Here is a 23,867-nt window from a genome sequence, read left to right on the forward strand (position 1 = left end):
TGCTGGTCAAGCAGGCGTCTGCCGACCAGGTCCTCAGCGTTGATCATCCAGCGATGCTGTCACGGAGTTCCACGACTCGGCACTGTTTCCAGGAGGCGCCGGGCCGAGTCCGCGTAGCGGATGGCGGTCTTCTCGTCGATGCCGAAGACGAGGGAGAGGTGGAGCGGGTCGGGTCCGTGAGTGAGGGCCTCTTCGAGCTGGCGGTCGACGCGGAGCCGTTCCAGGGTGGCGGTGAGGTTGCGGGTGGCCCGGGTGGTCCAGAGCTTGCCCGCCGGCCCGAGTTCGACGGCTGTCTTCTGGGTGATCAGCAGGTGGGGGTTGGCAGTGTTCGGCCAGCGGTTGCGGCGGTGGTCGAGCCAGTCCAGGACAGCGCGGTGGGTGAGGTCGTCGAGTGGGCGGACGTGCCCGCCCACGGTGATGCGCCGGTTGCCGAGGTCGACGTCATCCAGTTGCATCGTGCGGATCGTCCTCGGTCGTGCCGCGTGGACGGCGGCCAGGGCCATGATGAGCCGGATGTCCGGGCTGGTGGCGGCGGCGATCGCCTCGTCGATGTCCGGCTGCCCGAGGGATTGGATGACGCCGCCGGCCTGCCGTGGGACGCGGATCCGCAGGGTGGGGTTGCGGAAGACCTGGCCGTTCTTCTTCGCGTGACGGAACAGTGACCGCAGTGCGACGAGCCGGCTCTCCCGCTGCTTGCCGCTGACGGCGTCCCGGGCCGCGATGACGTCCTCGCGCGTGACCTCCCGCAGATGGTCGTAGCGGCTGGACCACTCCAGCAGCACCGGCTGGACCTCGTTGAGGTAGGCCCATGCTGTCTGTCGCGCGCGAGGCTCGGACCGTTGCCCGCCGTCGAGCAGGGTGCGGGCCCAGGCTTCGACCTCGCTGCGGATGCCCTGGGCGACTGCGTCGAGCTTGCGTTCCAGCCACCGGTCGACTGCGGGAGCGCGATCGTCGGTGAACAGGCCCAGCTGGTCAAGGACTTCGGCGGTCCGACCTACCGGGAGCCCCCGGATTCGCAGGGCCGGGAAGAGCTCGGAGTACCGGATCGGCTCGGCCTCTGTATGACCGGACAGCACGATGACCAGAGCCCGGTCGACGTCACTGGTGATCCAGCGGCTCCACCCGCGCGCCTCGCTCAGCGCGCGAGCTGCCCGCCGACCTCGAACCAGCCATGGATTGGCCAGGTCAGCGTGCTGTTTCCGGTCGAACTTGCGGTAGTCCCGTGCGGCGGCGAACAACGGCGGTTGGATCCAGTCCGCCAGCGTGCCTGGCCAGGCAGGTGCTGGTGACCGCTTCGGAACGCGACGCCCTTGCTTGCCGACTGGCGGGCCGCCGCTTCGGGGCCGCTGCAGGTTCGCGAAGAACAGCTGCTGGCAGGTCACCTGACGTAGGTACGGCTCCAACACCGATGCCTTGCCGCTGGCCTTGATCGCCCAGGTCGCCTGAGCCCGGCAGAGGCGGCAGTAGCCGTGCTTGTCGTCAACGGGAACCTCGCGTCGGCAACCCGAGCACCGTCCGACGGCATGCTGTTGGCCGTAGGTGTAGCAACCTCGGCAGTACCGGCCGGGCAGTTGTCCCCAAGCGAAGCAGCCCGCGCAGGAGGCTGCCGGCTTGTCATCGCTGATCTTGCCCACCGCGGCGATGCCGGCGTCAGACCGGCGGGAGGGAACGGCCGTCGCGGCGCTTGGGCACCACTGTCGGGGCGGTGGTGCTGGCTCCGACCGCCGCTCGAGCCGTCTCCTGCTGCCCGGGGGATTGGACCTTCGCTGGTTCGGGGATCAGCAGGTCCCCGATTTCGCAGTCGAGAACGACGCAGATGACATCGAGGTCCTCCAGCTTCAGGGAGACCGGCTGCCCGGACCACAGCCCGGACATCTTCCCGGCCGAGATCACCAGGCCGTGCTCTGCCAGGCTCCGCTGGAGCTCAGATGCCTTCCAGACGCCCTTGTTCGCGGCGGTCAGCCGTAGGTTCCACTTCATCCCAGGAGTCCTTCCAGTCGCTTCGCGGCCCGCTGTTGCCCGGTGATCCAGGCGTCTTCGACCCGGGTCTGCTGGACGTGGATGTATCGCATCGTCGTGGCGATCCATGAATGTCCCAAAACCTCCTGAATTGCGATGAGGTCCAGGCCGCCCTGATAGAGCTCCGACGCGCAGAAGTGCCGCAGGACGTGGGGAGTCAACTTCTCTGTCCAGAGCGGCAGATGGGCCTCGACGGCCGCTGCCAGACCATCACGCAGGGCGTCATCGCCGACCCGGCGCGCGGAGCCGTCGGTGTTCTTGCGCTCGCTCGGGAACAGCGGGGCGCCGGGGCGGGTGTGGTCGTCGTCGAACTGGCCCCACACATCCTCGATGAACCACCGCAGCGTCCGGTCCGCGCCGTTGATCAGCGGCACCATTCGCTCACGTGGCCCCGAGCCACGAGCGCCCTTGCCGTGGCGGACATGGAGCTTGCCGAACCGGCCCAGGTTCCACTTGATGTCGTCCAGGTCGAGCTTGCACGCCTCGTTCACCCGCAACCCGACCTGCGACATCAGCTTCGCGGCGGTGTAGTTGCGGGCTGTCGGAGCAAACTTGCGGCAGGTCGCGAGCTCACCGCCCCAGCCCGTGAATAGCTGACCGACCTCCGGCTCGGTGGGCGGGATCCGCAGTTGAGCGTCCTTGGAGCCGCGCGGACGGTTCATCTCGTCGATCGGGCACTCGACCACGCGCCCGGTCATCTGATGGATCTCGACCTTGTGCCGAAGCTCCAGGAACATGAAGTACGTGGTCAGCGCCTGGGAGCGGGCCAGCCGGGTACCACTGGGCGAGCCCCGCAGGACCCGCCCGAAGTACGCGTCCGCGTCGGTCGGCTCCATGTCCCACAGCGGACGGCCGAACCACGTCCGCATCTGCTCCAGGTGCCCGACGTCGCCGCGAATCGTGCCGTCCGTCAGCCCGGCCGAGGCCCGGGCCAAGACGAACCCGGCCAGCACGTCGGTCTCGAACTGCTCAAGCTCCTCCGCCGAGACCGGATCCCGGTACTCGCGCAGGTCCCGCACCACCGCCAGCGCCGCCAACTCGCGCCTCCTCGCCTTCGACCGGACCGCAGATCGGTCGGATGAGTTGAGAACGCTTCAGGAATCCTGAGGTTACGTCACAGGCCGGCGGAGCACTCGAAGGAGGAAGAAGCCCCTGGCCACGGCCTCGGGCACTCAGCAGGCCTCAGGAGAACTCGCGGGATGTCGCACACACTGGCCGGCGGCCTGGAGTCAGCGGCTTTCGGTCGGGTCGCCGCCCGTCGCGGTGAACTCGGAAGACGGCGTATCCCGGTCCGTCGTGCTCGGCGCAGTACGAACCGTGCAGGTCCAGCGTGCTCAGGTCGGCGGTGATGACCGCACCCGAGCCGAAGTGCGCCGGGCGCAAGGCACGTGATGATCACGCAGGGCGAGTGCCGTGCAGTTCAGTTGGGGCAAGCCGACCGCTTCAGCCTCACCAGCGACACTGTGGAGCTCACCAACACGCCGAGTCCAGCGGCCCAGACGACGATGCAGGCCCAGGCCGACTCGTTGACATGCCGACCGTTGCCTTCCGGCGCGGGCAGACCGGCTGTTGCAAAGTACGGGAGAAGAAGCAGGCCTACCCCGACCACAGCCAGCACCGCCCAACCGACTCTTCCCCTCCGCGAGGATCGGACGGACACCAGAGCGCCGACCGCCAGGACCAGTGCACAGCCGAGGGCGGGCAGCACGGTGTAGGTCAGCCACTCGGAGAGCAGCGGGCGCCAGTACCACTCCGTTTCGGGCCGCGGCTGGTCGCAGTAGTACAAGGTCTGAGGCTTCGGCGTTCCCATGAAGTCCCGGACTGTCCCCGGTGCAAGGCCGCCCAAGAAGCCGCCTACGAGAACCAAGGAAGCGCAACGCGCCCTCTCGTCTCCTTCCCGCTGAGAAGCTCCTCCGAGCCGAAGGCTCAAGACCGCGCACCAGCTCGCCAGGAGCCCCAGGAGCACCCCTTTGGCGGCCCCGTAACCGACCGGTGTCCATTCATTCCAGGGGTAGTTACTCATGTGCGCGGCGCGCCGGCTTCCTGCGAGACACCAGGCGACCGTGCCCGCTGCTACTCCCCACGGCACCACCCCTGCCGACCGTCCCCGCGCCACCCCGGAGGGCCCGTTGTCCAGGCGCGTTTTCGCAACACCACTCACCGTTTCGGACACCGACCGGCTCACCTGCCCCGATACTCTCCGGATCGGCCCGGCGCCGCACCCATCGGAACGCGGGACGCACCGACCGCCCTCACGGTTGCAGCGACGCGGATCAGCCCCTGCCCATATGTGCCTCGAACTGCACGTGCTGCCGGAATGCCAGCTAGAGGTCTGCCGCGGAGAGGGCCGGCTCGATGCGCGCCAGGACGTCCGGCCAGCCATGGCCCATTCCCTCGAACGCGGCCTTGCCCAGCGGCGAGTCGAGGTCGAACCCGGCGTGTTCGAGGAACAGGCGGGTACCGGTTCCTTCGGGGCTGAGCCGCCAGGTGATCGTGGTGTCGAGCGAACCGGGGGCGAAGCTGTAGCGGAGCAGGCGCTCGGGCTCGACGGTGAGCACCTCGCACGCCTGCTGTCCCCACGGCCCCATGTCCAGGGTGAAGCGGTGGCCGACGACGGGCCGGACATCGCCCGCCGCCCACCACCGCGCATGCAGCTCGGGGTCGGTCAGGGCCTTCCAGACCGCCGCGGGCGGATGGGCGATGAACTGCTCACAGCGGATCACGGTCGGGTCGGTGGTGCTCACGGGTTCTCCTCGTCGATCAGGTCGCGCAGCGCCCCCATCCGGGCACGCCAGTAGTGCTCGAAGGGATGCAGCCACTCGCCCACCTCGGCAAGTGGAGCCGCCTCCAGGTGGTAGTAGCGATGCCGCCCCCGCGGCTCCTCGCGCACCAGCCGCGCGTTCCTCAGCACCGCCAGGTGCTCGGAGACCGCAGGCCGGCTCAGGGCGAACTCGCCGGCGAGATCGCCCGCCGCGCGCGGACCGTCCTGCAGAGCCTCCAGCAGCTTGCGCCGTACCGGATTGGCCAGGGCACTGAACACATCCACCACTGCTACCGCCATACCCACCACTATGCGTCGGAGAGTTCCGACATGTCAACTTTCTCCGACGCATCGCGCCGCCCCTCAGACCCGCTGGTAGCCGCGCATGTTGGTGAGCAGCAGGTGGCAGTTCTGGAGCGAGCCGGAGGTGTCGCCGAGGGAACGGTAGATGCCCCACTTGGGCCGCACCCTGTCCTCGAGGAAGGTGTCGACACCGTTCTTCGAGGCGTCGATGACCGTGGCACCGGCGCGCTTGAGGATCCAGCGGACGGAGCCGGCCGTACCGTTGCCGATCTTGATCTGGAAGTCCACGTCCACCCACTTGTCGTGGAGCGGGTCGAGGTTGGTCCGGCCGATCAGGATGTCCTGTTCCGCCAGCTTGAGTTCGATGGTCTGGACGCCGCCCACCCGGCGCAGCGACTGGACGAGGATCGGCGAAGTCCCGTTGCCCGGCTGCTTCATCTGCATGATGTGCGTGAAGGAGGTGGTCGCCTTGAGCGAGCTCGGGATGAACATCGAGTACGTCACCCGCCAGGTCTCGCCCGGCAGCCACCTGAGGAAGGCGCCGCCGGACGGGTTACGCATGCCGGTGACCTCCTGGCGCTGACGGTCGGGCGAGCTGTCGCGGTCGACGGTGTGCATGGTGAACCGGAAGTTGTCGCCGTCGGTGGCGATGTGGGGGTGTCCGGCGGGGTGCGAGTCGGCGCGGTCGTCCTCAACCGTCTCGAAGGCGCCGAGTCCGTCGCGGCTCGCCGACGGCGACCAGCGCAGCGCCCAGCCCGCGGCTGCCGCCGCGGCAGCTTCTGCGGGTGACTGCAGGCCGGACGAGGTCGCCGAGGCCGCAGCACCCGGCAGCGCGACCGCTGCCGCGCCGCCGAGTGCTGCACCGAGGATGGTCCGACGGGACGGGGCAGGGCCGGGGAGTTGGGGGTTCACGGGAGGGCACCTCTTTCTGGTTGCCGATCGCTGGGCATGACGCTCCGCCACTCACCGCCCTGGAGGCGTGAGTTAGGAAACTTTCCTTACTGATTGAAGCGTGCATGCCGCCGCCCCACAAGCCCCAGCGGCCTCCACCTCTTCAGCGCGTCCCGACGCCCGCTCAGGCCGACCGGGGAGAGGTGCCGTTGTCGTCGAGGTAGCTCGCGCGTCCGTCGTCGTCGAGCTCGAACGACCCCTGGGGGATGATGCAGAACTCGTTGTCCTCGGGGTCGGCCATGACCAGAAAGCCTCCCGCCGCATACTGTTCGAGCAGCCGACCGCCCAACGCCTCGACACGTTCCTGCTCGGCGGCCGGGTCCGGCGAGGCGACGTCGAAGTGGATGCGGTTCTTGCCGGCCCTCGGCTCGGTGACCTTCTGGAAGCCCACTCCTGGGCCGTTGCCACGTGCAAGCCAGACATAGGGGCCGATCCTCGCTGTGATCGGTCTCCCGAGGAGCTGCGACCAGAACGAGGCCAGTCGCTCCGGGTCCACGCAGTCGATGATGAGGTCCTTGATGTCCAGGTGGCTGTCCGTCACTCTCCGATGCTCGCAGATCGCGCCCGCCCCGCCCGGACCCGGGTCAGGGCCAGGTGGACGGGAATCGTGCGGTCCAGAGGCACGGAACTGACGTCGCGCCGGCCCACCGAGGTCGCGGCGCTGTCTGACAGACTTGCCCGGGCTGGACGGGCAGTTGAGAGAGATGACGGCATGGACGCGGCCGCCGATCGGCCGATGACACGGCCTGGCTCGGGCGGCTATTGCGGTTGACGCCCCGCGATGCGCCGGGTTTCCTGCTGCGATGACTGATCTTCGTATCGAGCGGGTGGACGGCGAAGCCTCGCTCCAGGACTGGCAGCAGGTCCACAACCTGATCATCCCCACCGATGCCTTGTCTCTCGACGAGGTGCGTGAGCGCGCCCGGCGCAACCACCTGGAGGTCGCATATCTCGACGACGTCCTTGTGGGCTGCTCGACGGTACGTCCGCCCACGAGTGACTCGTCGACCGCCACGGTGATCGCCCGCGTGCTCCCCGCTCACCACGGGCAGGGGTTCGGCGAGGAACTCTATGCACGAGGGCTGAACCTGGCGCGAGAGCTGGGCGCCGACGTCATCGAGACCTGTGTCCTGGCATCCAACCCGGACGGTCTCCGGTTCGCGCAAGGGCACGGATTTGTCGAGATCGAGAGGTACCTGCTGCCGGGTGACAGCGTGCCCTTCATCGACCTGAGGCTGGCCTGAGCCACGGCTCCGAGTGCGCCACGCTGGTGTGGGGCAGGCCGATGAGCCCAAAATCCGTTGAGGCGTCCGCCGGGCGGCAAGCCGCTTCGGGCCGGCCTGGTCATCGAGACGCTCACCCACTTCGGGCTCGCCCTGGCCGGCACCGTCTGGATCGCGGGGCCGGTCCTGGTGGCGTTCGGCCTGCACTCCTCGGTGTGGGGAGCGGTCGAGGTGACACTGCGTCAGCGCGCCGTCCCCGAGGAGCTGCGGGGCCGTGTCCAGAGCGTCTTCATGATGCTCGCGGTGGGCGGCTCGGCCGTGGGAGCCCTGATCGGCGGCCCGATGGCCCGTTGGCTGGGCATCACCGGCCCGTTCTGGGTCTCCGCCGTGGTGATGGCCCTCCTGACCGTCTCCGCCTGGCGCCTCTTCGGCCGCCGCCTGATCTCCCCCGGCACCGCCGACCGCCCAACGGCAACGGTGGCCGCCGGCGCCTAGCTCGTTCTGCGCTGCTCCTCGGCGGAGTCCTTCAGCACGGCGAGGGTCTCCTCGACCAGGACCCGGGCGTCGGCCACCGTTGCTGCCAGCAGATCGGCAGTCTCGCCCTGCGCGCCCAGCAGGCGGCGGACACGTGGGCCGAAGCCGGTTGGCGCGCCCGGCAGCGTCTCGGCGACAGCCAGCGCGCCCTTCTCGTTGAGGCACCAACGCCGGTCCTCGGCGAACAGCACCTGGACCAACACGCCGACGGCCCGTGACAGGCACAGCGAGACGTAGAGCGTGTCCGCGCGGGCCGCGCCCTTTGCCGCAGAGCCGACCAGGAACTCCGCCTCCCAGGCCCCTGCCGTCAATGCCTCTCGCAGCGGCTCCGGGTACGTCGCGGTCTGCCGCCGAAGCTCCGTCAGCTCGCCGGTCGGATCGGCCAGTACCTGACCGAGTGCCACCTCACCCGCATAGCACGGTGACCAGAACCCGAGCGGATGCCCCGCCTGAACGCCCACCTCGTACCGGCCCTCGCGGCAGTCCGCCCACACCTGCTCGACCCGGTCCAGATCCCGCAGAATCCAGTCCACTGCCATGCCGTCGACCGTCAGCCACGCACCGCCGTTCACCCAAGGCCCCCAGCCCCCGGGCCCGGCCACGTCCACCCCCGGACCGGCCAGCGCGCGCAACGCGGCGAGATCGAGCCCGCCACGGTAGTAGACGCCGAGATCCCAGTCCGATTCCGGCCGGTGCTCTCCGCGGGCCCGGCTGCCGCCGAGCAGTACCCCGACCACGCCCGGCACCTCGGCCAGGCGGTCGGCCATGCCCTCGATGATCCCCCGCACGGAGTGAGTCTGGCAGTTGCCCGATGTGTCGGGCCAGCCGTTTCGGCCGAGGGCGTCGGCCGGGTGGTCACCGGATACGGGGACACGTAGCGGTAGGTCGTGGACGGCTCGACCACGCCCAGCCGTCCACGACCTACCGCCACGTCCGCTACCTCATGATGCCGGCACGCTTTCCCGCTGGGAGGTATCAGGCCGGAGGGATGACAGTGGCCGTGTTGCTGGAGAAGCTCTCTCCGCGCCATCTGTCGTCATCCTTGTCGGCTGCGGCCTTCACCGCGCCTCTCACTTCGAGTTCCGGATGGTCTCCTCGAACGCCCGATCCATGTCGAACACGGGCTCCCACGTGATCTGAGCCACGTGGCCGTATTTCTGGTTGTGGTAGGCCTGATAGCGTCCAAAGGCGTCGGGATCCTCCACCTCGATCAGCACGTAGCCTCCCCATCCCGTGCCGTACGTCTGGCGGTGCGTCACGCCTCGGTCCACTCCGCCCCAATTACCCGCCTGGGCGAAGGCCTTGAAGCCTTCGGCCCACGCTTGGTCGAGTTCGGACTTGATGACGCCGTCCCGATACGCGAATCGCTGAAGATAAACCTGACCCATCGATCTCTTCCTTTGCGTCCCGATTACCGCCGGTGCCGCGCAATGGCGACCGGTTGCCATCATCGCCCGATTTCCACGGGCGGCGACCGGCGGTTAGTCCGATCGGCGGCGGCCGCGCGCGTTCGATCTCGCGCACGTCCACCAGAGTCTCGAGCAGGGCGGACGGCCGCCGTCAGGCACGCCCGGCGGCGGCCGTCGGGAGGGCGATCTCGAAGCAGCAGCCGCCGCTGACGTTGCGTACGCTCGCCCGGCCGGAGTGGGCCTCGACGATGCCGCGGACGATGGCCAGGCCCAGGCCGGCGCCGCTGTCACCGTGGTGGTCCTGACGGGCCGCGTGGTCGGCGGCGCGCGGGGTACGGGCGGTCACGCCGCGCCAGCCGGTCTCGAAGACCCGGGGCAGGTCCTGCTCGGGGATGCCACCACAGCCGTCGGTCACAGAGAGCACCACCTCGTCGGACTCGCGCCGGGCGGCGACCGCGACCACTCCGTCCGCCGGGGTGCAGCGGATCGCGTTGACCAGGAGGTTCCCGAGCACCCGGGTGATCTCGCGGCCGTCCACCTCCACCGGTTCGGGCGCCACCTCGGCGCCCTCCAGCCGCACCCCGCGCTGCCGGGCGAGCGGGTAGGCCCCGGCGATGGCGTCGCCGACCAGGTCGTAGACCGAGACCCGGGCCGGTGACAGGGTCAGCGCGCCGGCCTGGATGCGGGAGAGCTCGAAGAGGTCGTCGACCATGCCGGTGAGCCGGTCCACCTCGGTGCGGATGCCCCGCAGGTAGCGGTCGGGGTCGTCGGCGACCCCGTCCTCGAGGGCTTCCGCCATCGCGCGCAGCCCGGCCAGCGGGGTGCGCAGGTCGTGCGAGATCCATGCGATCAGCTCGCGCCTGGAGTGCTCCAGTGTCTGCTCGCGCTGCCGCGACTCGGCGAGCCGGGCGCTGGTGGCCGCCAGCTCGGCGCTCAGTGCGGCCAGCTCCGAGCCGAGCGGCTGGGCGGGGGCGGCGAACCCCGCGTCGCTGCCGACCGTTCGGGCGGCCACCGCCAGCGCCCGGCTGCCCGCGACCACCTGCCGCCCCAGCAGGGCCGCGGTGACCAGCGAGACGACCGCCGCCATGCAGAGCACCGTTATCACCACGCCGAGGTCGTGGTTGGACAGGAACATGGCCTGGGCGACGGCCAGCGTGCCCGAGGTCATGGCCAGCACGGTGACCACCGCGACGCAGAACAGCGAGAGAGCCACCGACCGGCGGCGCAGCAGCCGGATGACCGGCCAGCCGAGCAGTCCGGCGGCGCCCGCGCCGAGCGCGGCGAAAGCGGCGATGAGAAGAAGGCCCTTCACGGCGGATCAGCCCCTGACCGGGTCGAAGCGGTAGCCGACGCCCCAGACCGTGCTGATCAGGGCGGGTGCGGCCGGGTCGTCCTCGATCTTCTCGCGAAGGCGGCGGACGTGGACGGTGACGGTGGACAGGTCACCGAAGTCCCAGCCCCAGACCCGCTGCATCAGCTCCTCGCGTCCGAAGACCGTTCCGGGGTGCTGCAGCAGGAAGGCGAGCAGGTCGAACTCGCGGAGGGTCAGGGCGAGTTCGCGCCCCGCACGGTGGGCCCGGCGGGCCTGCGGGTCGAGCACCAGGTCGCCCGCCGTGAGCAGCCCGGGGGACGGCGGGGCCGCGGCCGCGCCGGCTGCCCGGCGCAGTACGGACCGGACCCGCAGCACGAGCTCGCGCGGGCTGAACGGCTTGGTGACGTAGTCGTCCGCGCCGAGCTCCAGCCCCAGGATGCGGTCGGCCTCGTCGCCCTTGGCGGTGAGCATCACCACGGGCAGCGCGGCGCCGTGCGCGGTGGCGCGCAGGCGGCGGCAGACCTCCAGGCCGTCCAGCCCGGGGAGCATCAGGTCCAGCACGACCAGGTCCGGCCTGGCGGCCTCGGCGCGGGCGAGCGCCTGGTGGCCGTCGGCGGCCCGGTCGACCTGGTAGCCCGCGCGGAGCAGGTAGCCGGCGACGACCTCGGCCACGGTCGGGTCGTCGTCGACCACCAGGATGCGGCCGGTGGTGGGGTTCTCTGTCACGGTTCGAGGATAGGTAAGGTCTCGCGCCCGGCCGGCACTCGCGGGCTGCTCCGTACGATTTCCGTAAGGTGCCGATGCCGCCTTCGACCGCCGAGCGCTGGGTAGCGTGAGCGGGGTGACCACTCCTCCCCCCTCTGTTGACGTGGTGCTTCCCTGCCTGGACGAGGCGGCGGCGCTGCCCTGGGTCCTCGGCCGGATCCCGGCGGGCTGGCGCGCGATCGTCGTGGACAACGGATCCACCGACGGCTCCGCCGAGCTGGCCCGCTCACTCGGCGCAACCGTCGTCACCGAGCCGCGCCGGGGCTTCGGTGCGGCCTGCCATGCCGGAATGCTGGCGGCGAGCGCCGAGGTGGTGTGCTTCCTGGACTGCGACGGTTCGCTCGACCCCGCCCAGCTCCCCCGGGTGGCCGGCCCCGTCCAGGACGGCACGGCCGACCTGGTGCTCGGCCGACGGCGCCCGACGGCGTTGGGCGCGTGGCCGGTGCACGCCCGGCTGGCCAACGCCGAACTCGCCCGGCGGCTGCGCAGCCGTACCGGGGCCGCGCTGCACGATCTCGGGCCGATGCGGGCGGCCCGCCGGGAGCGGCTGCTGGCGCTCGGGCTGGGCGACCGCCGGTCCGGCTATCCGCTGGAGATGGTGCTCACCGCCTCGGCCGCCGGGATGCGGATCGAGGAGCGGCCCGTCGACTACCGTCCGCGCGCGGGGCGGTCCAAGGTGACCGGGACGCTGCGCGGGACGCGGCAGGCGGTGCGCGACATGCGGGCCGTCCTCGCGGCGGCGCCGCCGACCCTGCTGGTGATCGCCAAGGAACCCGTCCCCGGCCGGGTGAAGACCCGGCTGACCCCGCCGTACACGCCCGAGCAGGCCGCCGCGCTCGCGGAGGCCGCGCTGGCGGACACCCTGCAGACCCTGTCCGGGGTGCCCGCCGGGCGCCGGGTGCTGGTGCTGGACGGCGCTCCCGGCCGCTGGCTGCCCGCGGGCTGGGAGGTGGTGCCGCAGGCGGGCGGCGGCCTGGACGAACGGCTCGCGGCCGCCTTCGGGCACGCGACACCCGGTGCACCGGCGCTGCTGGTCGGGATGGACACGCCGCAGCTGACCGGGCGGATGCTGGCGGAGCCGCTGTCCGCTGCACACCGCGCCGGGGTCGACGCCTGGTACGGCCCGGCGGCGGACGGCGGGTTCTGGGCACTCGGCCTGGCCCGGCCGACGGCGCAGCTCGCCCGGCGGCTGCTGGTGGGCGTGCCGATGTCGACCGGGCGGACGGGTGCCGTACTGCTGGAGCGGCTCGCTGATATGACGGTACGTCAGCTTCCCTCCCTCGCCGACGTCGACACCGCCCGGGATGCGGCCGAGGTCGCCGCGGTGGCGCCGGGCGGACGGTTCGGCGCCTACTGGCGCTCCGTCAACTCCTCTTCCGAGGTGACGGGTTGACTCTCACGCTGCCATGGGTCGACGACCCGTTCGCGGAGGCGATGCGGACCGGCCGTGGACCGCTCTGGTTGAGCCGGGCGGACGGCGGACGCGTACAGCTTGACGTCGAGCGGTGGTGCGCCCCGGCGGCGGGCGCGGACCACGGTCTGCTGCGGCGCTGCCTCCGGTCGGACTCTCCCGTGCTGGACCTGGGCTGCGGCCCGGGCAGGCTGGTCGCGGAGCTGCTCGCCCTCGGCGTGCCGGCGCTGGGCGTGGACGTGACCCGCGCCGCGGTCGCCCGTACGCACGGCCTGGGCGGGCCCGCGCTCTGCCGGTCGGTCTTCGACCGGCTGCCCGGCGAGGGCCGGTGGGGCGCGGCCCTGCTCGCGGACGGGAATCTGGGGATCGGCGGGGATCCGGACGCCCTGCTCCGGCGCGTCGCCGAACTCCTCGCCCCCGAAGGGCTGTTGTTCGTCGAGGTCGAGGCGGAGGAGATCGACGAACGCCTCACCGTCCGGGTGGAGGGAGCGGACGGACGCTGCGGGCCGCCGTTCGCCTGGGCGCGGCTGGGAGCGGACGCGACAGCCGCGCGGGCGGCGAAGGCCGGTCTGACCGAGGTCGAGCGCTGGAGCTCGCACGGGCGGAGGTTCCTGGCGCTGCGTCATGACGGCATCGGCCCGGTCGGGTAGCCGTCGGCCCGGAGTCCGGCAACCGCTGAGCGGGCCGGGCCTCCGGGCCGTACGGCGAGAGGTTCAGGAGAAGACCACCGAGCGCAGCTTCAGGCGGTCCGAGGCCCCACCGCCCGGGCGCAGGCTGTAGTAGTCGCCGTCGCAGTCGATGGCCGTGAAGACCGTGGCCGTCGCACCGGTCCTGTTCTTCGGCGCGTAGGCGGACGGCAGTTCGTCGGAGTCAGCCTCCGGCAGGTTGACGCACTCCCGGCTCTCCGGGTCGATCAGCAGGCCGACCCGCGCAGTGCCGTCCTCGTCCAGGTAGGTGTACGTGAACTCGCCGTCGGCCGCGAGGGCAGGTCCGGGTGCGGACAGTACGAGTGCGAAGGCGGCGACAGCGGCGGCGACGGTGTTGCGGAGACGCATGAGCGGGTGGTCCTTGTCCATAAACCAGCAGGTCGGGATCACCCTAGAGTCGGGCAGGTGGGGTGAAACGGTTCTTCTTGGGAGCCTCGTGTGGCGCAGCGCCCGGCCGCCGCCCGGCCCGACGCCGCATCAGATGGCGGACCGCCACCCCCGCCAGCACCACCCCCAGGGCGGCGCCGTACGCGGGCTGCTGCGTGTCGCCGCCCACCAGGTACAGGGCCTGGCCTGCGGCCGGGACGGCCAGCCACTCCCAGCGTCCGTCGAGACCCACCAGGGCGACCACCAGGAGGCCGTACCAGGGGTAGTTCGGCGCCACCAGCAGCAGCGCCGTCCCCGTCACCAGCAGTGCGCCGGCCCACGGACGGTGCGGATCGCCGCGCCGCAGCACGTACAGCACCACGGCAAGCAGCACCACGGCCGCCCCGTACGGTGCCCATCGCTCGGGCAGGACCAGGCGCAGCAGCCCGAAACGGTCGATGTGACCCGGCTCGTAGCCCTCCTCCCGCAGGTAGCCCGGCAGGTAGCCGACCACCCCTGCGCCGGAGGCCAGGACGTGCGGGAGGTACGCGAGTGCCACGCTGCCGAGTGCCACGGCGGGCAGCAGCAGGTCGCGAGGGCGTGGCCGCCGGGCGAGCATGCCGGACATCGCACCGGGCAGGGCGAGAGCGGGGATCAGCTTGGTGGCGATGGCGGCGCCGGCCAGGACGCCGCCCGCCACGGCGCGGCCACGCGCGGCGAGCCCCAGCGAGCAGACCAGCAGCAAGGCGCCGAGGACGTCCACGTGCGCGTCGTTGACGGCCCACACCGCGACGCCGGGGCACCAGCCCCACAGCGCGGCGGTCCAGCGGTCCTGACGGCGGATCAGCAGCACTCCCGTGGTCGCGACCGCCAGCAGCGCCCCGCCGACCTGGGCGGCCCGCACCCCGCCCCCGGCCAGGTGCAGGCCGAGGAACCACGCCTCCGCGACGGGCGGGTAGATGGTGTGGACGCCGGGCCGGTTGATGTGGGTGCAGAAGCCGGCGGCCGTCCGGTGCTCGTCCCAGCCCGTACAGTCCCCGGGCAGGCCCGGGCCCCGGAGTCCGGCGAGGGCCGGGTCGTCGGGCGCGTAGGCGTACGGGGAGATGCCGGCGGCCTGCACCCGGCCGTCCCACACGTAGCGGTAGGCGTCGTCACTCGTGCGCGGCGGCGCGAGCAGCGCGGCGGCCGCCACCGCGACACTGCCGGCCAGGACCAGCGCCGGGACGTAGCGGGCGGGGACGCGGCGCAGCAGCAGCACGGCGAGCGCGAAGAGCGCGGCGTCGGTGAGGTACCAGCCGTACAGCGGAGCCGGGTTGCCGAGCGTCCCGCCGCCGGTGACGGTGCGGGCGAGGGAGGCGGCGAGCGCTGCCACGACGAGGGCGCACGGGAGGACGGTACGGGTGAGCACCCCCTCACCCTGCCACCGCCGGACGGCCACGGGCAGGACCAGCGTGCCGCCGTTCGACTTCCGTAAGCAGGTCGAAACACCTCCAGGCGGGCTCCGGGCGGTCTGATGGAGGGGTGGACGAAAAAACCCCCGATCCCCGCCGCAAGCCGTACGACATCGCGTTGCCGTCCCCGCCGGACACGCTCCGCCGGGGCCCGCTGCGCGAAGGCAGCTTCACCTCCGCCCTGCACGAGCCGCGCACCACCGTGGTGATCGGCCGCTGGCTGGGCGCGGCGCTGCTGACCTGCTTCCTCACCGGTCTGCTCAGCCATGCCCTGCAGGAGCCGCCCACCTGGCTGCGCGACCATCTGCCGAGCCGCCCGGTGGACGGCTACCGGGTCACCCAGGGCCTGCACGTGATCGCCGGTATCGCCGCGATCCCGCTGCTGGGCGCCAAGCTGTGGACGGTGTACCCGAGGCTCTTCGAGTGGCCGCCGGCCCGCAGTGTGCTGCACGCGCTGGAGCGGCTCGGCATCGCCGTCCTGGTGGCCTCGATGCTGCTGGAGCTGTTCACCGGGCTGCTCAACACCCTGCAGTGGTACCCATGGCCGTTCCCGTTCCGGCAGACGCACTTCTGGCTGGGCTGGCTGGCCACCGGCGGACTGCTGCTGCACATCGCTGCGAAGGGGCCGCTGATCGCAGAGCACTGGCGGCGGGTCAGACCTGGCCTGGCCCAGCGCCGGGCGTTCCTGGGCGCGGTGACGGCCTCCGTCGCCGTCGTCACGCTGACCACGGCCGGGCAGACGGTGCCGTGGCTGCGGCGGCTGGACCTGTTGGCCCCGCGCCGCCCGGACATCGGCCCGGCGGGCCTGCCGATCAACCGGACCGCCGCCCAGGCGGGCACCACCACCGCGCCGGCCGACTGGCGGCTGCGGGTCGACGGCCCGCAGCCGTACGAGCTGACGATGGACCAGCTGCTGGCCCTCCCCCAGCACGAGGCGCACCTGCCGATCTCCTGCGTCGAGGGCTGGAGCGCCGCGGCGTACTGGTCGGGCGTGCGGGTCCGCGACCTGCTGGCGCGTGCCGGCGCCCCGGCCTCGGCGCGGGTGCGGGTCACCTCGCTGGAGGCGGACGGGCCGTACCGGGTGATGGAGATGCCCGCGACGTACGCGCAGGATCCGCTGACGCTGCTGGCGCTACGGGTGAACGGCCAGGTGCTGAACGCCGACCACGGCTACCCGGCGCGGATCATCGCGCCCAACCGGCCCGGGGTCCTGCAGACCAAGTGGGTCGTCCGGATGGAGGTCCTCTGATGCGGGTGCTGCGACTGCTGACGGGGCTCGGCGGGGTCGCCCTGATGGGGTACGGCCTGTACGGGCTGCTGAACGACTCCTACATCACCGACCCGTCGGACGTGCTCTGGTGGACGGTCGGCGGGTTGCTGATCCACGACGGGCTGTGGGTGCCGGTGGTCTGCGTGGCGGGTGCGACCTTCGCCCGCAGCACGCCGGTGCGCTTCGGGCTGATCCTCGCGGCGGCGATCACGGCGGTCGGCCTTCCGTCGGTGCTGCGGGCGGATGTGGACCACGGGAACGCGACCGTGCTCCCGCTGCCGTACCTGCGCAACTGGCTGCTCCTGCTGGCGGCCACCGCCGTGCTCGTGGCCCTGTGGGCCGGAGCGCGGCGGTGGCGCAGGCGCAGCTGAGCGGTCAGACCCCGGTGAGGCCGGTCTCCAGGCCGTCCAGGGCGTGCGAGCAGACGCAGTCCCGGGCGGTCGGGAGGCCCTCCAGGGCCTTGAACAGCACGGTGCGCAGCCGGTCCACGTTGCGGGCGAAGACGGCGAGCACCTCGGCGTGGGTGACGCCCTCGCCGGTCTCGACGCCCGCGTCCAGGTCGGTGACCAGGGCCAGCGAGGTGTAGCAGAGGCCCAGTTCCCGGGCCAGTACGGCCTCCGGATGGCCCGTCATGCCGACCACCGACCAGCCGTTGGCGGTGAACCAGCGCGACTCCGCGCGGGTGGAGAAGCGCGGGCCCTCGATGACCACCAGGGTGCCGCCGTCGACCGGCTCCCAGGCGTTGTCGCGGGCGGCGGCGAGGGCGGAGCGGCGGCCGTCCGGGCAGTACGGGTCCGCCATGGAGACGTGCACGACCTCGGGGATCCTGCCGTCCGGCAGCGGCAGGCCGTCGTAGTAGGTCTGCAGGCGGCCGGAGGTGCGGTCGACGAACTGGTCCGGGACGACCAGCGTGCCGGGCCCGTACTCGGCCCGCAGGCCGCCCACCGCGCACGGGCCGAGCACCTGGCGCACGCCCAGCGACCGCAGGGCCCAGAGGTTGGCGCGGTAGTTGATCCGGTGCGGCGGCAGGCTGTGCCCGCGCCCGTGGCGGGGCAGGAAGGCCACCCGGCGCCCGGCCACCTCGCCGAGGAAGAGCGAGTCGCTGGGCGGCCCGTACGGCGTGTCGACGGCGACCTCGGTCACGTCGTCCAGCAGGGCGTACAGACCGGAGCCGCCGATCACGCCGAGTTCGGCGCGCGGGGTGGGGGCGGTGTCTGCGGAGGTGCCGGCCATGGTGTGACTGCCTTTCGGGTCGCGTCCTGGCCACCACCTTACGAGGCCCGGCGGCCCGCCGTGATCAGGGCCGCGAGCGCGGCTCCGCCGGAGCGGGCCGGGCGATGACGATCACGGGTTCTGCTCCGTCAGACGCGCGGCGGCCGCACGCTGGCGGCGGGCGCTCCCGACCAGGAACCGGGTGACGGTCTCCAGCTCCTCGGTGGTGAACTCCTCGTAGAGTTCGTGGACTTCGCGGCCCCAGTCCTCGAAGAGGGCCGAGAGCTCGGCCAGCTTCTCGGGCCGGTGCTCGACCAGGATCCGGCGCTTGTCGGTCGGGTGCTTGACCCGGCGGACGAAGCCCTTGCGCTCCAGGCGGTCGACCAACCCGGTGACAGAGGCCGGGGCGAGGCCGGAGCGCTCGGCGAGCTCCTTCGCGGTGAGCGGGCCGCTCCGCATCAGCAGGTCGATGGTCTTCGTCTCGGTGTCTTCGCGGTCTGGCTGCAGTTCGGCCAGGGCTACACCCCGCTGCAGGCGGGTCTGGTGACCGCCGCCTTCTCGGTGGGCGGCTTCCTGACCGCGCCGGTGGCCGACACGCTCGCCGTACGCTTCGGTCGGCTGGTGCTTGCCGCGGGCGCCCTGCTGATGGCAGGCGGCTTCGGCTGGGTCGGGTACGCCGTCTCCCAGGCCGGCGCCGCGCACACCGGCGCCTGGCCGCTGGCACCGGGGCTGCTCCTCGCGGGCGCGGGCCTGGGCTTCCTGGTCGTACCGCTGGCGACCGTGGTGCTCTCCGCCGTCCCGGCCGACCTCGCGGGCGATGCCTCCGGAATCTTCTCCACCGCCCAGCAGTTCGGCGGAGCACTCGGGGTGGCCACGCTCGCCACCCTCTTCTTCCAGCACGCCGCCGACGGCCTGGGCAGCGCCCTCACCGCCGTCGCGCCCTGGATCACCGGGATCTTCGTCCTCTGCGCGGCGCTCTGCCTGGCCCTGCCCCGCACGGCGGTCACCGATCACGCCGCGTAGCCGGGCCTGCGGAGGATAGTCTGGCCAACCTGCAGTGTCTGTCCATGGGTTGGGGGGCCTCGGTGATAGGTAGCGGCGGCAGAACTCGCAGGGTGGGGTTGGCCGGCCTGGTCGCGGTGGCACTCGGGGTCCTCCCCGCGGCGGCCTCCGCGACTCCCGGAACCGGGGTGAGCGCGACGGTACTGGCCAAGGGCACGTCGGACGGCACGATCGCGGTGAAGGGCCACGGACGGACGGACGTGGTGGTCCGCGAGGTCACCATCGCCCCCGGCGGCTCGACCGGCTGGCACTACCACCCGGGCCAGCTGATCGTCGTGGTGAAGTCCGGCACGATCACCCGCACCATGAGCGACTGCACCGTGGAGACCACCTCGGCCGGAGGCGCCTTCGTCGAGCCGGCCGGGAAGCAGAACGTGCACATCGGCCGCAACCTCGGCACCGAGCCGGTGGTCCTGTATGTGACGTACCTCGTGCCGGAGGGCAGCCCGCTGTCCGTCGACGCCCCGGACCCGGGCTGTCCCTGACACCCCGTCGCGCTCCGCCGGGCGTTTGCCATACTGCTCGGCGTGACTGTGGATCATGTTCCCACGCTGCCGTCCTCGTACCTGAGCGGCATCCGCCAGCTGCTCGGCGCGGAGGCCGACCGGTGGGTGACCGCACTGCCCGCGCACATCGGTGGAGCGCTGCGGCGCTGGCGGCTCAAGGTGGACGGGCCCGCGAGCCACGGGGTAGGGGCCGTCGTGCTGCCGGTCCGGCTGCCGGACGGGGGCGCCGCCGCCCTGAAGGTCGGGCTGATGGATACGGAGTCCCGGCCGGAGGCAGTCGCCCTGCGCGCGTGGGAGGGACGCGGCGTGGTCCTGCTGATCGACGCCGACCTCGAGCTCGACCCGCACCCGGAGGCGGGCGTCGGCGCGCTGCTGCTGGAACGACTGACGCCCGACCGGTCCCTGCACGACGTCGACGAGGACACCGCCGCCACCACTCTGGGTTCGGTACTGGCCCGGCTCGCCGTACCGGCCGGGCCGGCTGCCGACGGGCTGCCGCGCCTCGAGGACCTGGCCCGGCGATGGGCCGACGAGCTGCCGGCCGGCTGGGAGCGGCTGGGCCGCCCGTGCCCCCGCCGGGTGGTGGACGCCGCGGTGGCGACCTGCCGCGAACTCGGCCGGGACCACGCGCCCGTACTCGTGCACGGCGATCTGCACCACGGCAACGTGCTCGCGGCCCAGCGGGACGAGTGGCTCGCGATCGACCCCAAGGGGATGGTCGGCGAGGCCGCGTTCGACGTCCTGCCCTTCCTGCGCAACCGGTGGACGGAGTTGACGGCCACCACCGACACCCGCCGGGCGCTGGCACGACGGCTGGACCTGGTGGTGGAGGCCGCCGGGCTGGACCGGGACCGGGCCCGCCGGTGGGCGCAGGCCCGCGCGGTCGACGACCTGCTGTGGTGCGCCGAGCACGGCAGCTCGCCCGGGGTCTCGGTCGAGGTCGCCGGCGCCCTGGCGGAGTGGCTGACCTGAGCGCCGGAGCGTGCTGACGGCCCGACAGCTCGCGGACCGTCAGACGGCCGACGCCGTCCATCTGCGCCGTAGGCTGGGTCGCATGACCGCGGCCGCCTCCCCTGGGCTGCCCCCGACTTCCGACCGGACAGGAACGGACCGCTGATGCTGATATCGAAGGGTGCGAACGTCGCGCTGGCCGCCTCCGGTGTGCGCATCGAGCTGGGCTGGCGCAGCGGGCCCGGGGTCCCGGACGCGGATGCCTCGGCGCTGCTGCTCTCGGGCGGGAGGGTCCGCTCCGACGCCGACTTCGTCTTCTACAACCAGCCGCAGGACGCCTCCGGCGCCGTCCGCCACGCCGGGAAGCAGCAGGTCCCCGGCGGCGTGGTGGACTCCCTGACGGTCGCTCTGGCCTCGCTCGACCCCGGTGTGGAGACCGTGGTGCTCGCCGCCTCCAGCGACGGCGGCACCTTCGGCAGCCTGCCCGGGCTGTACCTGCGCGTGCTCGACGCGTCCTCAGGTCAGGAGCTCGCCCGGTTCGAGGACACCGGCGCCACCAGCGAGACGGCGTTCGTCCTCGGGGAGCTGTACCGGCGGGGGGACGCCTGGAAGTTCCGCGCGGTCGGGCAGGGCTACGACTCCGGGCTCGCCGGACTCGCCACGGACTACGGCATCCAGGTCGAGGAGGAGCCCGCCCCACCCGCGACGGCGGCGCCTGCGCCTGCACCTGCGCCTGCACCCTTGCCGGCGCCGCAGCAGGGCGGGTACGAGAAGCCCGCCGCCCCGGCCCCGCTGAACTTCAGCAAGGTCTCGCTCACCGCGAAGGACCCGGTGCTCTCGCTGGCCAAGCACGGCGCGACCGGCGGCCTGCTGCGGGTGAACCTCAACTGGACTCCGGCGGTGCCGCCGCAACACCAGGAGCAGCGCCAGGGCGGTTGGCTGGCCAAGCGGCTCCGGGCGGCGGCCCAGGCCGCGCCCCAGCTGCCGGGACGCGACCTGGATCTCGCCTGCCTCTGGGAGCTGCAGGACGGCAGCAGGGGCATCGTCCAGGCGATCGGCCAGAACTTCGGCAGCCTGCAGTACTCCCCCTACGTCCAGCTGGCCAACGACGACCGCACCGGCTCGGTCGCCACCGGCGAGGACCTGTGGATCAACCTCGACCGGTCCGCCCTGATCAAGCGCCTGCTGATCTTCGCCTTCGCCTTCGACACCCAGCCGCTGACCGGCCTCAACGGCCTGGCCACGCTCTTCCCCGCAGCCGGCCCGCCGGTGGAACTCGCGCTGGACGGCTGCGACTTCCCGGCCACCAGCTGTGTCGTCGCGCTCCTGGAGAACGACGGCGCGGGCGGCCTGGTCGTCCGCCGCGAGGGCCGCTACTACCAGCGGACCGCCGGCCGGTCCAACCACCAGCTCATCGACGAGTCCTACGGCTGGGGCCTGACCTGGTCCGACGGCCGCAAGTGAACCGGGCCTGACATACCCGGTCCCTGATTCCGTCTCAGGCCTCGCGCCGCACCTTGAGCGCCCACAGCACCAGCGGCACCTGCAGCGGGAGCCGCCCGTACGCGATGGCGCGCTCGGGGGTGCGGCGGGCGCGCCAGTCCCAGGCCATCTTGACGTTGCCGGGGAAGACTGCGGTGAACAGGGCCGCAGCCGCCAGACCGCCCGCGCGGCGGGTGGCGGGGACGGCCACGGCGGCCGCACAGGCGAGTTCGGCGGCGCCGCTCAGATAGGTCCAGGTCCGGGCGTCACCGGGCAGCTGCTCGGGGACGAGCGGGTCGAAGAGCTCGGGCTTGCGGAAGTGCATCACCCCGGCCAACCCCAGCAGGGCGGCGAGCGAGAGAGGTACGCGGCGGGAGGGCATGACAGCTCCGTCCGGGTCGGCGGCAACGGTACGCCAGCAACCTACTCGTCGGTAGCTTCCCGGTACAGCTCTCGCCCGTTCCCGAGCGCCCCCGAGCGACGGCCGATCGGGCCGAACGCGGCCGGGCGCCTGCCCGCGCGGCGTACAGTGGCCGTCCTCGGCAGTGTCCCGCACGGGCGCGGCGCGGCTCCGATCAAGCACGGGCGCACAGGCCTGGGCAGCAGGCTCGACACGGGACAGGTCAAGGGTGGAGATGCACACGACCAGGGCACACGCGACCGGCCATCGGGCGCTGGCCTGGCGGGTACGGCCCGAGGCACCGGTCGCCGCCGTGCTGCTGCTGCACGGCGGGCAGGTCGACAGCGAGAAGCGCCCCGGGCCGGTCAATCTCCCCGGACTGCGGATGCGCGGCTTCGTCCGGGCCGTGGCCCGCGAGACGGCCGGCGCCCGGGTGGCCGTGGGCGTCGTGCGCTACCGCTTCCGCGGCTGGAACGGGGACCGGGCGGACGCCGCGCGGGACACCACCGCCGCGCTGTGCGACCTCGCGGAGGAGCTCGGCCCCGTTCCCACCGTGCTGATCGGGCACTCGATGGGCGGCCGGGCCGCCCTGCGGGCCGCCGGCCACCCCTGCGTCACGGGCGTGGTGGCGCTCGCGCCCTGGTGCCCCGAGCGCGAGCCCTCCGCGCAGCTGAAGGGCCGCACCCTGCTGACCCTGCACGGCGACCGCGACCGGATCACCGACCCGGCCGCCACCCGGCTCTTCGCCGCCGAGGCCCGGACGGCAGGCGCCCGGGTCGCCGGCTACACGGTGCACGGCGCCGGCCACGCGCTGCTGCGCCGCTCGGGCGACTGGCACCGGGCCACCGCCTCCCTGACCGGCGGACTGCTCGGGCTGCGTACGCTGCCCGCCGAGCTCGCAGCCGCCCTGGCCCTCGGCGAGGCCGACCGCGAAGGCCTCGACCTGGTGCTCCCTGGAGCCGGTCGGCCCGCCCACCCTCTGCGGCCCGAGGCCGGGAGCGAACGCGTCGGCCGCTGATCGCCGGACGACTCGGCACCCCTTTCTCAATTCGTACGCGCTTCAACCACGGGTGGTTTTCCGCACTCCCATGACCTAGCGGCGGACCCGATTCACGAATCCACCGTTCAGCGCAGGACGAGTGCCCTGAGCTGCACTCTTGTGGGAGCCGCTGCCCTTCGCCCGAAAAACGCCCCGGGCGCGCCGACTTGACCACGGGATCTGACACCGTTTCACTTCCGATTGGCCGCCGCCCCCGCCGGAAGCCGGCCGACACCCTCTGCCGTACTTCCGACCGCGTATTCCCGGCACCGGGAACTCGCGGCGTGAAGCGGCACTCGAAAGGGCCGAGGACACCGGCCGCGCAGCTCGGTCGCGGTGTGCCGATCCCTTTCACCGAGTCGAAGGAGACAGCATGTCCCCGGACACCAACTCCCCCACCCCGTCCACCGATCCGAATCTCTCCCGCCGCCGGCTCATGAGCGGAGCCGCGGCCACCGGAGCGGTCGGTCTGCTGAGCCTGGGCGCCGCCTCCGCCCAGGCCGCCCCGCTGCCCCGGGCACCCAGGCGTCCGGAGCAGCCGCCCGTCCTGGACGAACCGATGGTCGTGCACCTGCGCGACGTACGGACCGGCGAGCTCGACCTCTTCACCGGGCATACCCACCAGCGGGTCCGGAACCCCGAGTTGGCCGCCGCGCTGGTCCGCGCCCTCGGCTGACCTGCGCCACTCCCCCGGCCCGGCCCGCACCCTCGGCCGGGCCGGCCCCACCACCCA

General features: G+C 72.4%; 28 protein-coding genes and 1 pseudogene. 13 read left to right on the forward strand and 16 right to left on the reverse strand.

Translation table 11 applies throughout. From position 1 onward, the window contains the following. Nucleotides 1-59 precede the first annotated feature (59 nt). The 7 genes from FB465_RS01795 to FB465_RS01830 all read right to left on the reverse strand — a co-directional run bounded on the left by FB465_RS01795 (nt 60) and on the right by FB465_RS01830 (nt 6,575). Entirely contained in the window at nt 60-1,238 is a 1,179-nt protein-coding gene (locus FB465_RS01795) for a site-specific integrase (protein ID WP_145786598.1), read from the reverse strand. A 412-nt stretch (nt 1,239-1,650) separates the two neighbouring features. After that, nucleotides 1,651-1,980: a helix-turn-helix domain-containing protein gene (locus FB465_RS01800; protein ID WP_145786597.1), complete on the reverse strand. Its 330-nt coding sequence runs from the start codon at nt 1,978-1,980 to the stop codon at nt 1,651-1,653. Further along, nucleotides 1,977-3,056: a tyrosine-type recombinase/integrase gene (locus FB465_RS01805; RefSeq protein ID WP_145786596.1), complete on the reverse strand. Its 1,080-nt coding sequence runs from the start codon at nt 3,054-3,056 to the stop codon at nt 1,977-1,979. The genes FB465_RS01800 and FB465_RS01805 overlap by 4 nt, the downstream gene beginning before the upstream one ends. Before the next feature lie 1,287 nt (nt 3,057-4,343). Further along, the gene (locus tag FB465_RS01815) at nt 4,344-4,763 is read right to left on the reverse strand and encodes an SRPBCC family protein (RefSeq protein WP_145786966.1); all 420 of its coding nucleotides are present in this window, start codon (nt 4,761-4,763) and stop codon (nt 4,344-4,346) included. Next, entirely contained in the window at nt 4,760-5,080 is a 321-nt protein-coding gene (locus tag FB465_RS01820; protein WP_145786969.1) for an ArsR/SmtB family transcription factor, read from the reverse strand. The genes FB465_RS01815 and FB465_RS01820 overlap by 4 nt, the downstream gene beginning before the upstream one ends. A 63-nt stretch (nt 5,081-5,143) precedes the next feature. Further along, the gene (locus tag FB465_RS01825) at nt 5,144-5,995 is read right to left on the reverse strand and encodes a Tat pathway signal sequence domain protein (protein WP_145786971.1); all 852 of its coding nucleotides are present in this window, start codon (nt 5,993-5,995) and stop codon (nt 5,144-5,146) included. Between the two features lie 163 nt (nt 5,996-6,158). Next, nucleotides 6,159-6,575, reverse strand: a complete 417-nt coding sequence (locus FB465_RS01830) for a VOC family protein (protein ID WP_145786973.1) — start codon at nt 6,573-6,575, stop codon at nt 6,159-6,161. Between the two features lie 262 nt (nt 6,576-6,837). On the opposite strand from FB465_RS01830, the gene FB465_RS01835 reads away from it, so the two are divergent. After that, on the forward strand, nt 6,838-7,278 hold the full coding sequence (locus FB465_RS01835; RefSeq protein ID WP_145786975.1) for a GNAT family N-acetyltransferase: 441 nt from the start codon (nt 6,838-6,840) through the stop codon (nt 7,276-7,278). A gap of 57 nt (nt 7,279-7,335) precedes the next feature. Further along, nucleotides 7,336-7,752, forward strand: a complete 417-nt coding sequence (locus FB465_RS01840; protein ID WP_145786977.1) for an MFS transporter — start codon at nt 7,336-7,338, stop codon at nt 7,750-7,752. Here the strand turns inward: FB465_RS01840 and FB465_RS01845 are convergent. The 4 genes from FB465_RS01845 to FB465_RS01860 form a co-directional block, all read right to left on the reverse strand. Beyond that, nucleotides 7,749-8,558, reverse strand: coding sequence for a nucleotidyltransferase domain-containing protein (locus FB465_RS01845; protein ID WP_170290778.1), 810 nt, complete (start codon nt 8,556-8,558; stop codon nt 7,749-7,751). The genes FB465_RS01840 and FB465_RS01845 overlap by 4 nt on opposite strands. A 303-nt stretch (nt 8,559-8,861) precedes the next feature. Then, nucleotides 8,862-9,179 carry a hypothetical protein gene (locus FB465_RS01850; protein ID WP_145786982.1) on the reverse strand — a complete coding sequence of 106 codons (318 nt, stop codon included), beginning with the start codon at nt 9,177-9,179 and terminating at the stop codon, nt 8,862-8,864. Nucleotides 9,180-9,351: 172 nt separating this feature from the next. Continuing rightward, entirely contained in the window at nt 9,352-10,512 is a 1,161-nt protein-coding gene (locus FB465_RS01855; RefSeq protein WP_145786984.1) for a sensor histidine kinase, read from the reverse strand. A gap of 6 nt (nt 10,513-10,518) precedes the next feature. Next, nucleotides 10,519-11,211, reverse strand: a complete 693-nt coding sequence (locus FB465_RS01860; RefSeq protein WP_145797081.1) for a response regulator transcription factor — start codon at nt 11,209-11,211, stop codon at nt 10,519-10,521. Nucleotides 11,212-11,344: 133 nt separating this feature from the next. Between FB465_RS01860 and FB465_RS36510 the strand changes: the two are divergent. The 3 genes and pseudogenes from FB465_RS36510 to FB465_RS01870 form a co-directional block, all read left to right on the forward strand. Beyond that, nucleotides 11,345-12,022: pseudogene (locus tag FB465_RS36510) on the forward strand (glycosyltransferase family 2 protein); the annotation flags it as partial. Beyond that, nucleotides 11,996-12,670, forward strand: a complete 675-nt coding sequence (locus FB465_RS36515) for a TIGR04282 family arsenosugar biosynthesis glycosyltransferase (protein ID WP_246193102.1) — start codon at nt 11,996-11,998, stop codon at nt 12,668-12,670. The pseudogene FB465_RS36510 and the gene FB465_RS36515, both read left to right, overlap by 27 nt. Continuing rightward, nucleotides 12,667-13,338: a methyltransferase domain-containing protein gene (locus FB465_RS01870; protein ID WP_145786988.1), complete on the forward strand. Its 672-nt coding sequence runs from the start codon at nt 12,667-12,669 to the stop codon at nt 13,336-13,338. Before FB465_RS36515 ends, FB465_RS01870 begins: the two co-directional genes overlap by 4 nt. Before the next feature lie 63 nt (nt 13,339-13,401). Here FB465_RS01870 and FB465_RS01875 read toward each other — a convergent pair whose 3' ends face one another. Beyond that, nucleotides 13,402-13,743: a hypothetical protein gene (locus tag FB465_RS01875; protein WP_145786990.1), complete on the reverse strand. Its 342-nt coding sequence runs from the start codon at nt 13,741-13,743 to the stop codon at nt 13,402-13,404. 43 nt (nt 13,744-13,786) lie between these two features. Then, nucleotides 13,787-15,169, reverse strand: a complete 1,383-nt coding sequence (locus FB465_RS01880) for an MptA/MptB family glycosyltransferase (protein ID WP_145786992.1) — start codon at nt 15,167-15,169, stop codon at nt 13,787-13,789. Between the two features lie 161 nt (nt 15,170-15,330). On the opposite strand from FB465_RS01880, the gene FB465_RS01885 reads away from it, so the two are divergent. Together FB465_RS01885 and FB465_RS01890 are read left to right on the forward strand one after the other, a co-directional pair. Beyond that, nucleotides 15,331-16,461 carry a molybdopterin-dependent oxidoreductase gene (locus FB465_RS01885; RefSeq protein WP_145797082.1) on the forward strand — a complete coding sequence of 377 codons (1,131 nt, stop codon included), beginning with the start codon at nt 15,331-15,333 and terminating at the stop codon, nt 16,459-16,461. Further along, complete coding sequence (locus FB465_RS01890; RefSeq protein ID WP_145786994.1) at nt 16,461-16,853, forward strand: hypothetical protein; 393 nt, start codon at nt 16,461-16,463, stop codon at nt 16,851-16,853. The genes FB465_RS01885 and FB465_RS01890 overlap by 1 nt, the downstream gene beginning before the upstream one ends. A gap of 4 nt (nt 16,854-16,857) precedes the next feature. On the opposite strand, the gene FB465_RS01895 is transcribed toward FB465_RS01890, so the two are convergent. Both FB465_RS01895 and FB465_RS01900 read right to left on the reverse strand, forming a co-directional pair. After that, nucleotides 16,858-17,715: an S-methyl-5'-thioadenosine phosphorylase gene (locus tag FB465_RS01895; protein WP_145786996.1), complete on the reverse strand. Its 858-nt coding sequence runs from the start codon at nt 17,713-17,715 to the stop codon at nt 16,858-16,860. A 111-nt stretch (nt 17,716-17,826) separates the two neighbouring features. Then, entirely contained in the window at nt 17,827-18,228 is a 402-nt protein-coding gene (locus FB465_RS01900) for a MarR family winged helix-turn-helix transcriptional regulator (RefSeq protein ID WP_281292376.1), read from the reverse strand. 9 nt (nt 18,229-18,237) lie between these two features. Between FB465_RS01900 and FB465_RS37385 the strand changes: the two genes are divergently transcribed. From FB465_RS37385 to FB465_RS01920, 4 genes are all read left to right on the forward strand, one after another. Beyond that, nucleotides 18,238-18,717 (forward strand): MFS transporter, encoded by a 480-nt coding sequence (locus FB465_RS37385; RefSeq protein WP_342791775.1) that lies wholly within the window; start codon nt 18,238-18,240, stop codon nt 18,715-18,717. A 44-nt stretch (nt 18,718-18,761) separates the two neighbouring features. Continuing rightward, nucleotides 18,762-19,241, forward strand: a complete 480-nt coding sequence (locus tag FB465_RS01910; RefSeq protein ID WP_145787003.1) for a cupin domain-containing protein — start codon at nt 18,762-18,764, stop codon at nt 19,239-19,241. Nucleotides 19,242-19,283: 42 nt separating this feature from the next. After that, nucleotides 19,284-20,234 carry an aminoglycoside phosphotransferase family protein gene (locus FB465_RS01915; RefSeq protein WP_211785701.1) on the forward strand — a complete coding sequence of 317 codons (951 nt, stop codon included), beginning with the start codon at nt 19,284-19,286 and terminating at the stop codon, nt 20,232-20,234. A 144-nt stretch (nt 20,235-20,378) separates the two neighbouring features. Beyond that, a complete protein-coding gene (locus FB465_RS01920; protein ID WP_145787005.1) occupies nt 20,379-21,677 on the forward strand; it encodes a TerD family protein in 1,299 nt (432 codons plus the stop codon). Between the two features lie 34 nt (nt 21,678-21,711). Here FB465_RS01920 and FB465_RS01925 read toward each other — a convergent pair whose 3' ends face one another. Beyond that, nucleotides 21,712-22,077, reverse strand: coding sequence for a DoxX family protein (locus FB465_RS01925; RefSeq protein ID WP_145787007.1), 366 nt, complete (start codon nt 22,075-22,077; stop codon nt 21,712-21,714). Between the two features lie 253 nt (nt 22,078-22,330). Here FB465_RS01925 and FB465_RS01930 point away from each other — a divergent pair, with 253 nt between their 5' ends. Both FB465_RS01930 and FB465_RS01935 read left to right on the forward strand, forming a co-directional pair. Continuing rightward, nucleotides 22,331-23,113 carry an alpha/beta hydrolase gene (locus tag FB465_RS01930; protein WP_145787009.1) on the forward strand — a complete coding sequence of 261 codons (783 nt, stop codon included), beginning with the start codon at nt 22,331-22,333 and terminating at the stop codon, nt 23,111-23,113. A gap of 394 nt (nt 23,114-23,507) precedes the next feature. Then, nucleotides 23,508-23,810: a hypothetical protein gene (locus tag FB465_RS01935; RefSeq protein ID WP_145787011.1), complete on the forward strand. Its 303-nt coding sequence runs from the start codon at nt 23,508-23,510 to the stop codon at nt 23,808-23,810. Nucleotides 23,811-23,867 lie beyond the last annotated feature (57 nt).

Source organism: Kitasatospora atroaurantiaca (assembly GCF_007828955.1).
Taxonomy (GTDB): domain Bacteria; phylum Actinomycetota; class Actinomycetes; order Streptomycetales; family Streptomycetaceae; genus Kitasatospora; species Kitasatospora atroaurantiaca.

Excerpts from the sequence above, each read along its gene's own strand:
- FB465_RS01800 (WP_145786597.1), bottom strand. The coding sequence starts at position 1,980 with ATGAAGTGGAACCTACGGCTGACCGCCGCGAACAAGGGCGTCTGGAAG.
- FB465_RS01820 (WP_145786969.1), bottom strand. The coding sequence starts at position 5,080 with ATGGCGGTAGCAGTGGTGGATGTGTTCAGTGCCCTGGCCAATCCGGTA.
- FB465_RS01835 (WP_145786975.1), top strand. The coding sequence starts at position 6,838 with ATGACTGATCTTCGTATCGAGCGGGTGGACGGCGAAGCCTCGCTCCAG.
- FB465_RS01845 (WP_170290778.1), bottom strand. The coding sequence starts at position 8,558 with ATGGCCGACCGCCTGGCCGAGGTGCCGGGCGTGGTCGGGGTACTGCTC.
- FB465_RS01850 (WP_145786982.1), bottom strand. The coding sequence starts at position 9,179 with ATGGGTCAGGTTTATCTTCAGCGATTCGCGTATCGGGACGGCGTCATC.
- FB465_RS36515 (WP_246193102.1), top strand. The coding sequence starts at position 11,996 with ATGCGGGCCGTCCTCGCGGCGGCGCCGCCGACCCTGCTGGTGATCGCC.
- FB465_RS01875 (WP_145786990.1), bottom strand. The coding sequence starts at position 13,743 with ATGCGTCTCCGCAACACCGTCGCCGCCGCTGTCGCCGCCTTCGCACTC.
- FB465_RS01890 (WP_145786994.1), top strand. The coding sequence starts at position 16,461 with ATGCGGGTGCTGCGACTGCTGACGGGGCTCGGCGGGGTCGCCCTGATG.
- FB465_RS01895 (WP_145786996.1), bottom strand. The coding sequence starts at position 17,715 with ATGGCCGGCACCTCCGCAGACACCGCCCCCACCCCGCGCGCCGAACTC.
- FB465_RS01910 (WP_145787003.1), top strand. The coding sequence starts at position 18,762 with ATGGGTTGGGGGGCCTCGGTGATAGGTAGCGGCGGCAGAACTCGCAGG.
- FB465_RS01920 (WP_145787005.1), top strand. The coding sequence starts at position 20,379 with ATGCTGATATCGAAGGGTGCGAACGTCGCGCTGGCCGCCTCCGGTGTG.
- FB465_RS01925 (WP_145787007.1), bottom strand. The coding sequence starts at position 22,077 with ATGCCCTCCCGCCGCGTACCTCTCTCGCTCGCCGCCCTGCTGGGGTTG.
- FB465_RS01930 (WP_145787009.1), top strand. The coding sequence starts at position 22,331 with ATGCACACGACCAGGGCACACGCGACCGGCCATCGGGCGCTGGCCTGG.
- FB465_RS01935 (WP_145787011.1), top strand. The coding sequence starts at position 23,508 with ATGTCCCCGGACACCAACTCCCCCACCCCGTCCACCGATCCGAATCTC.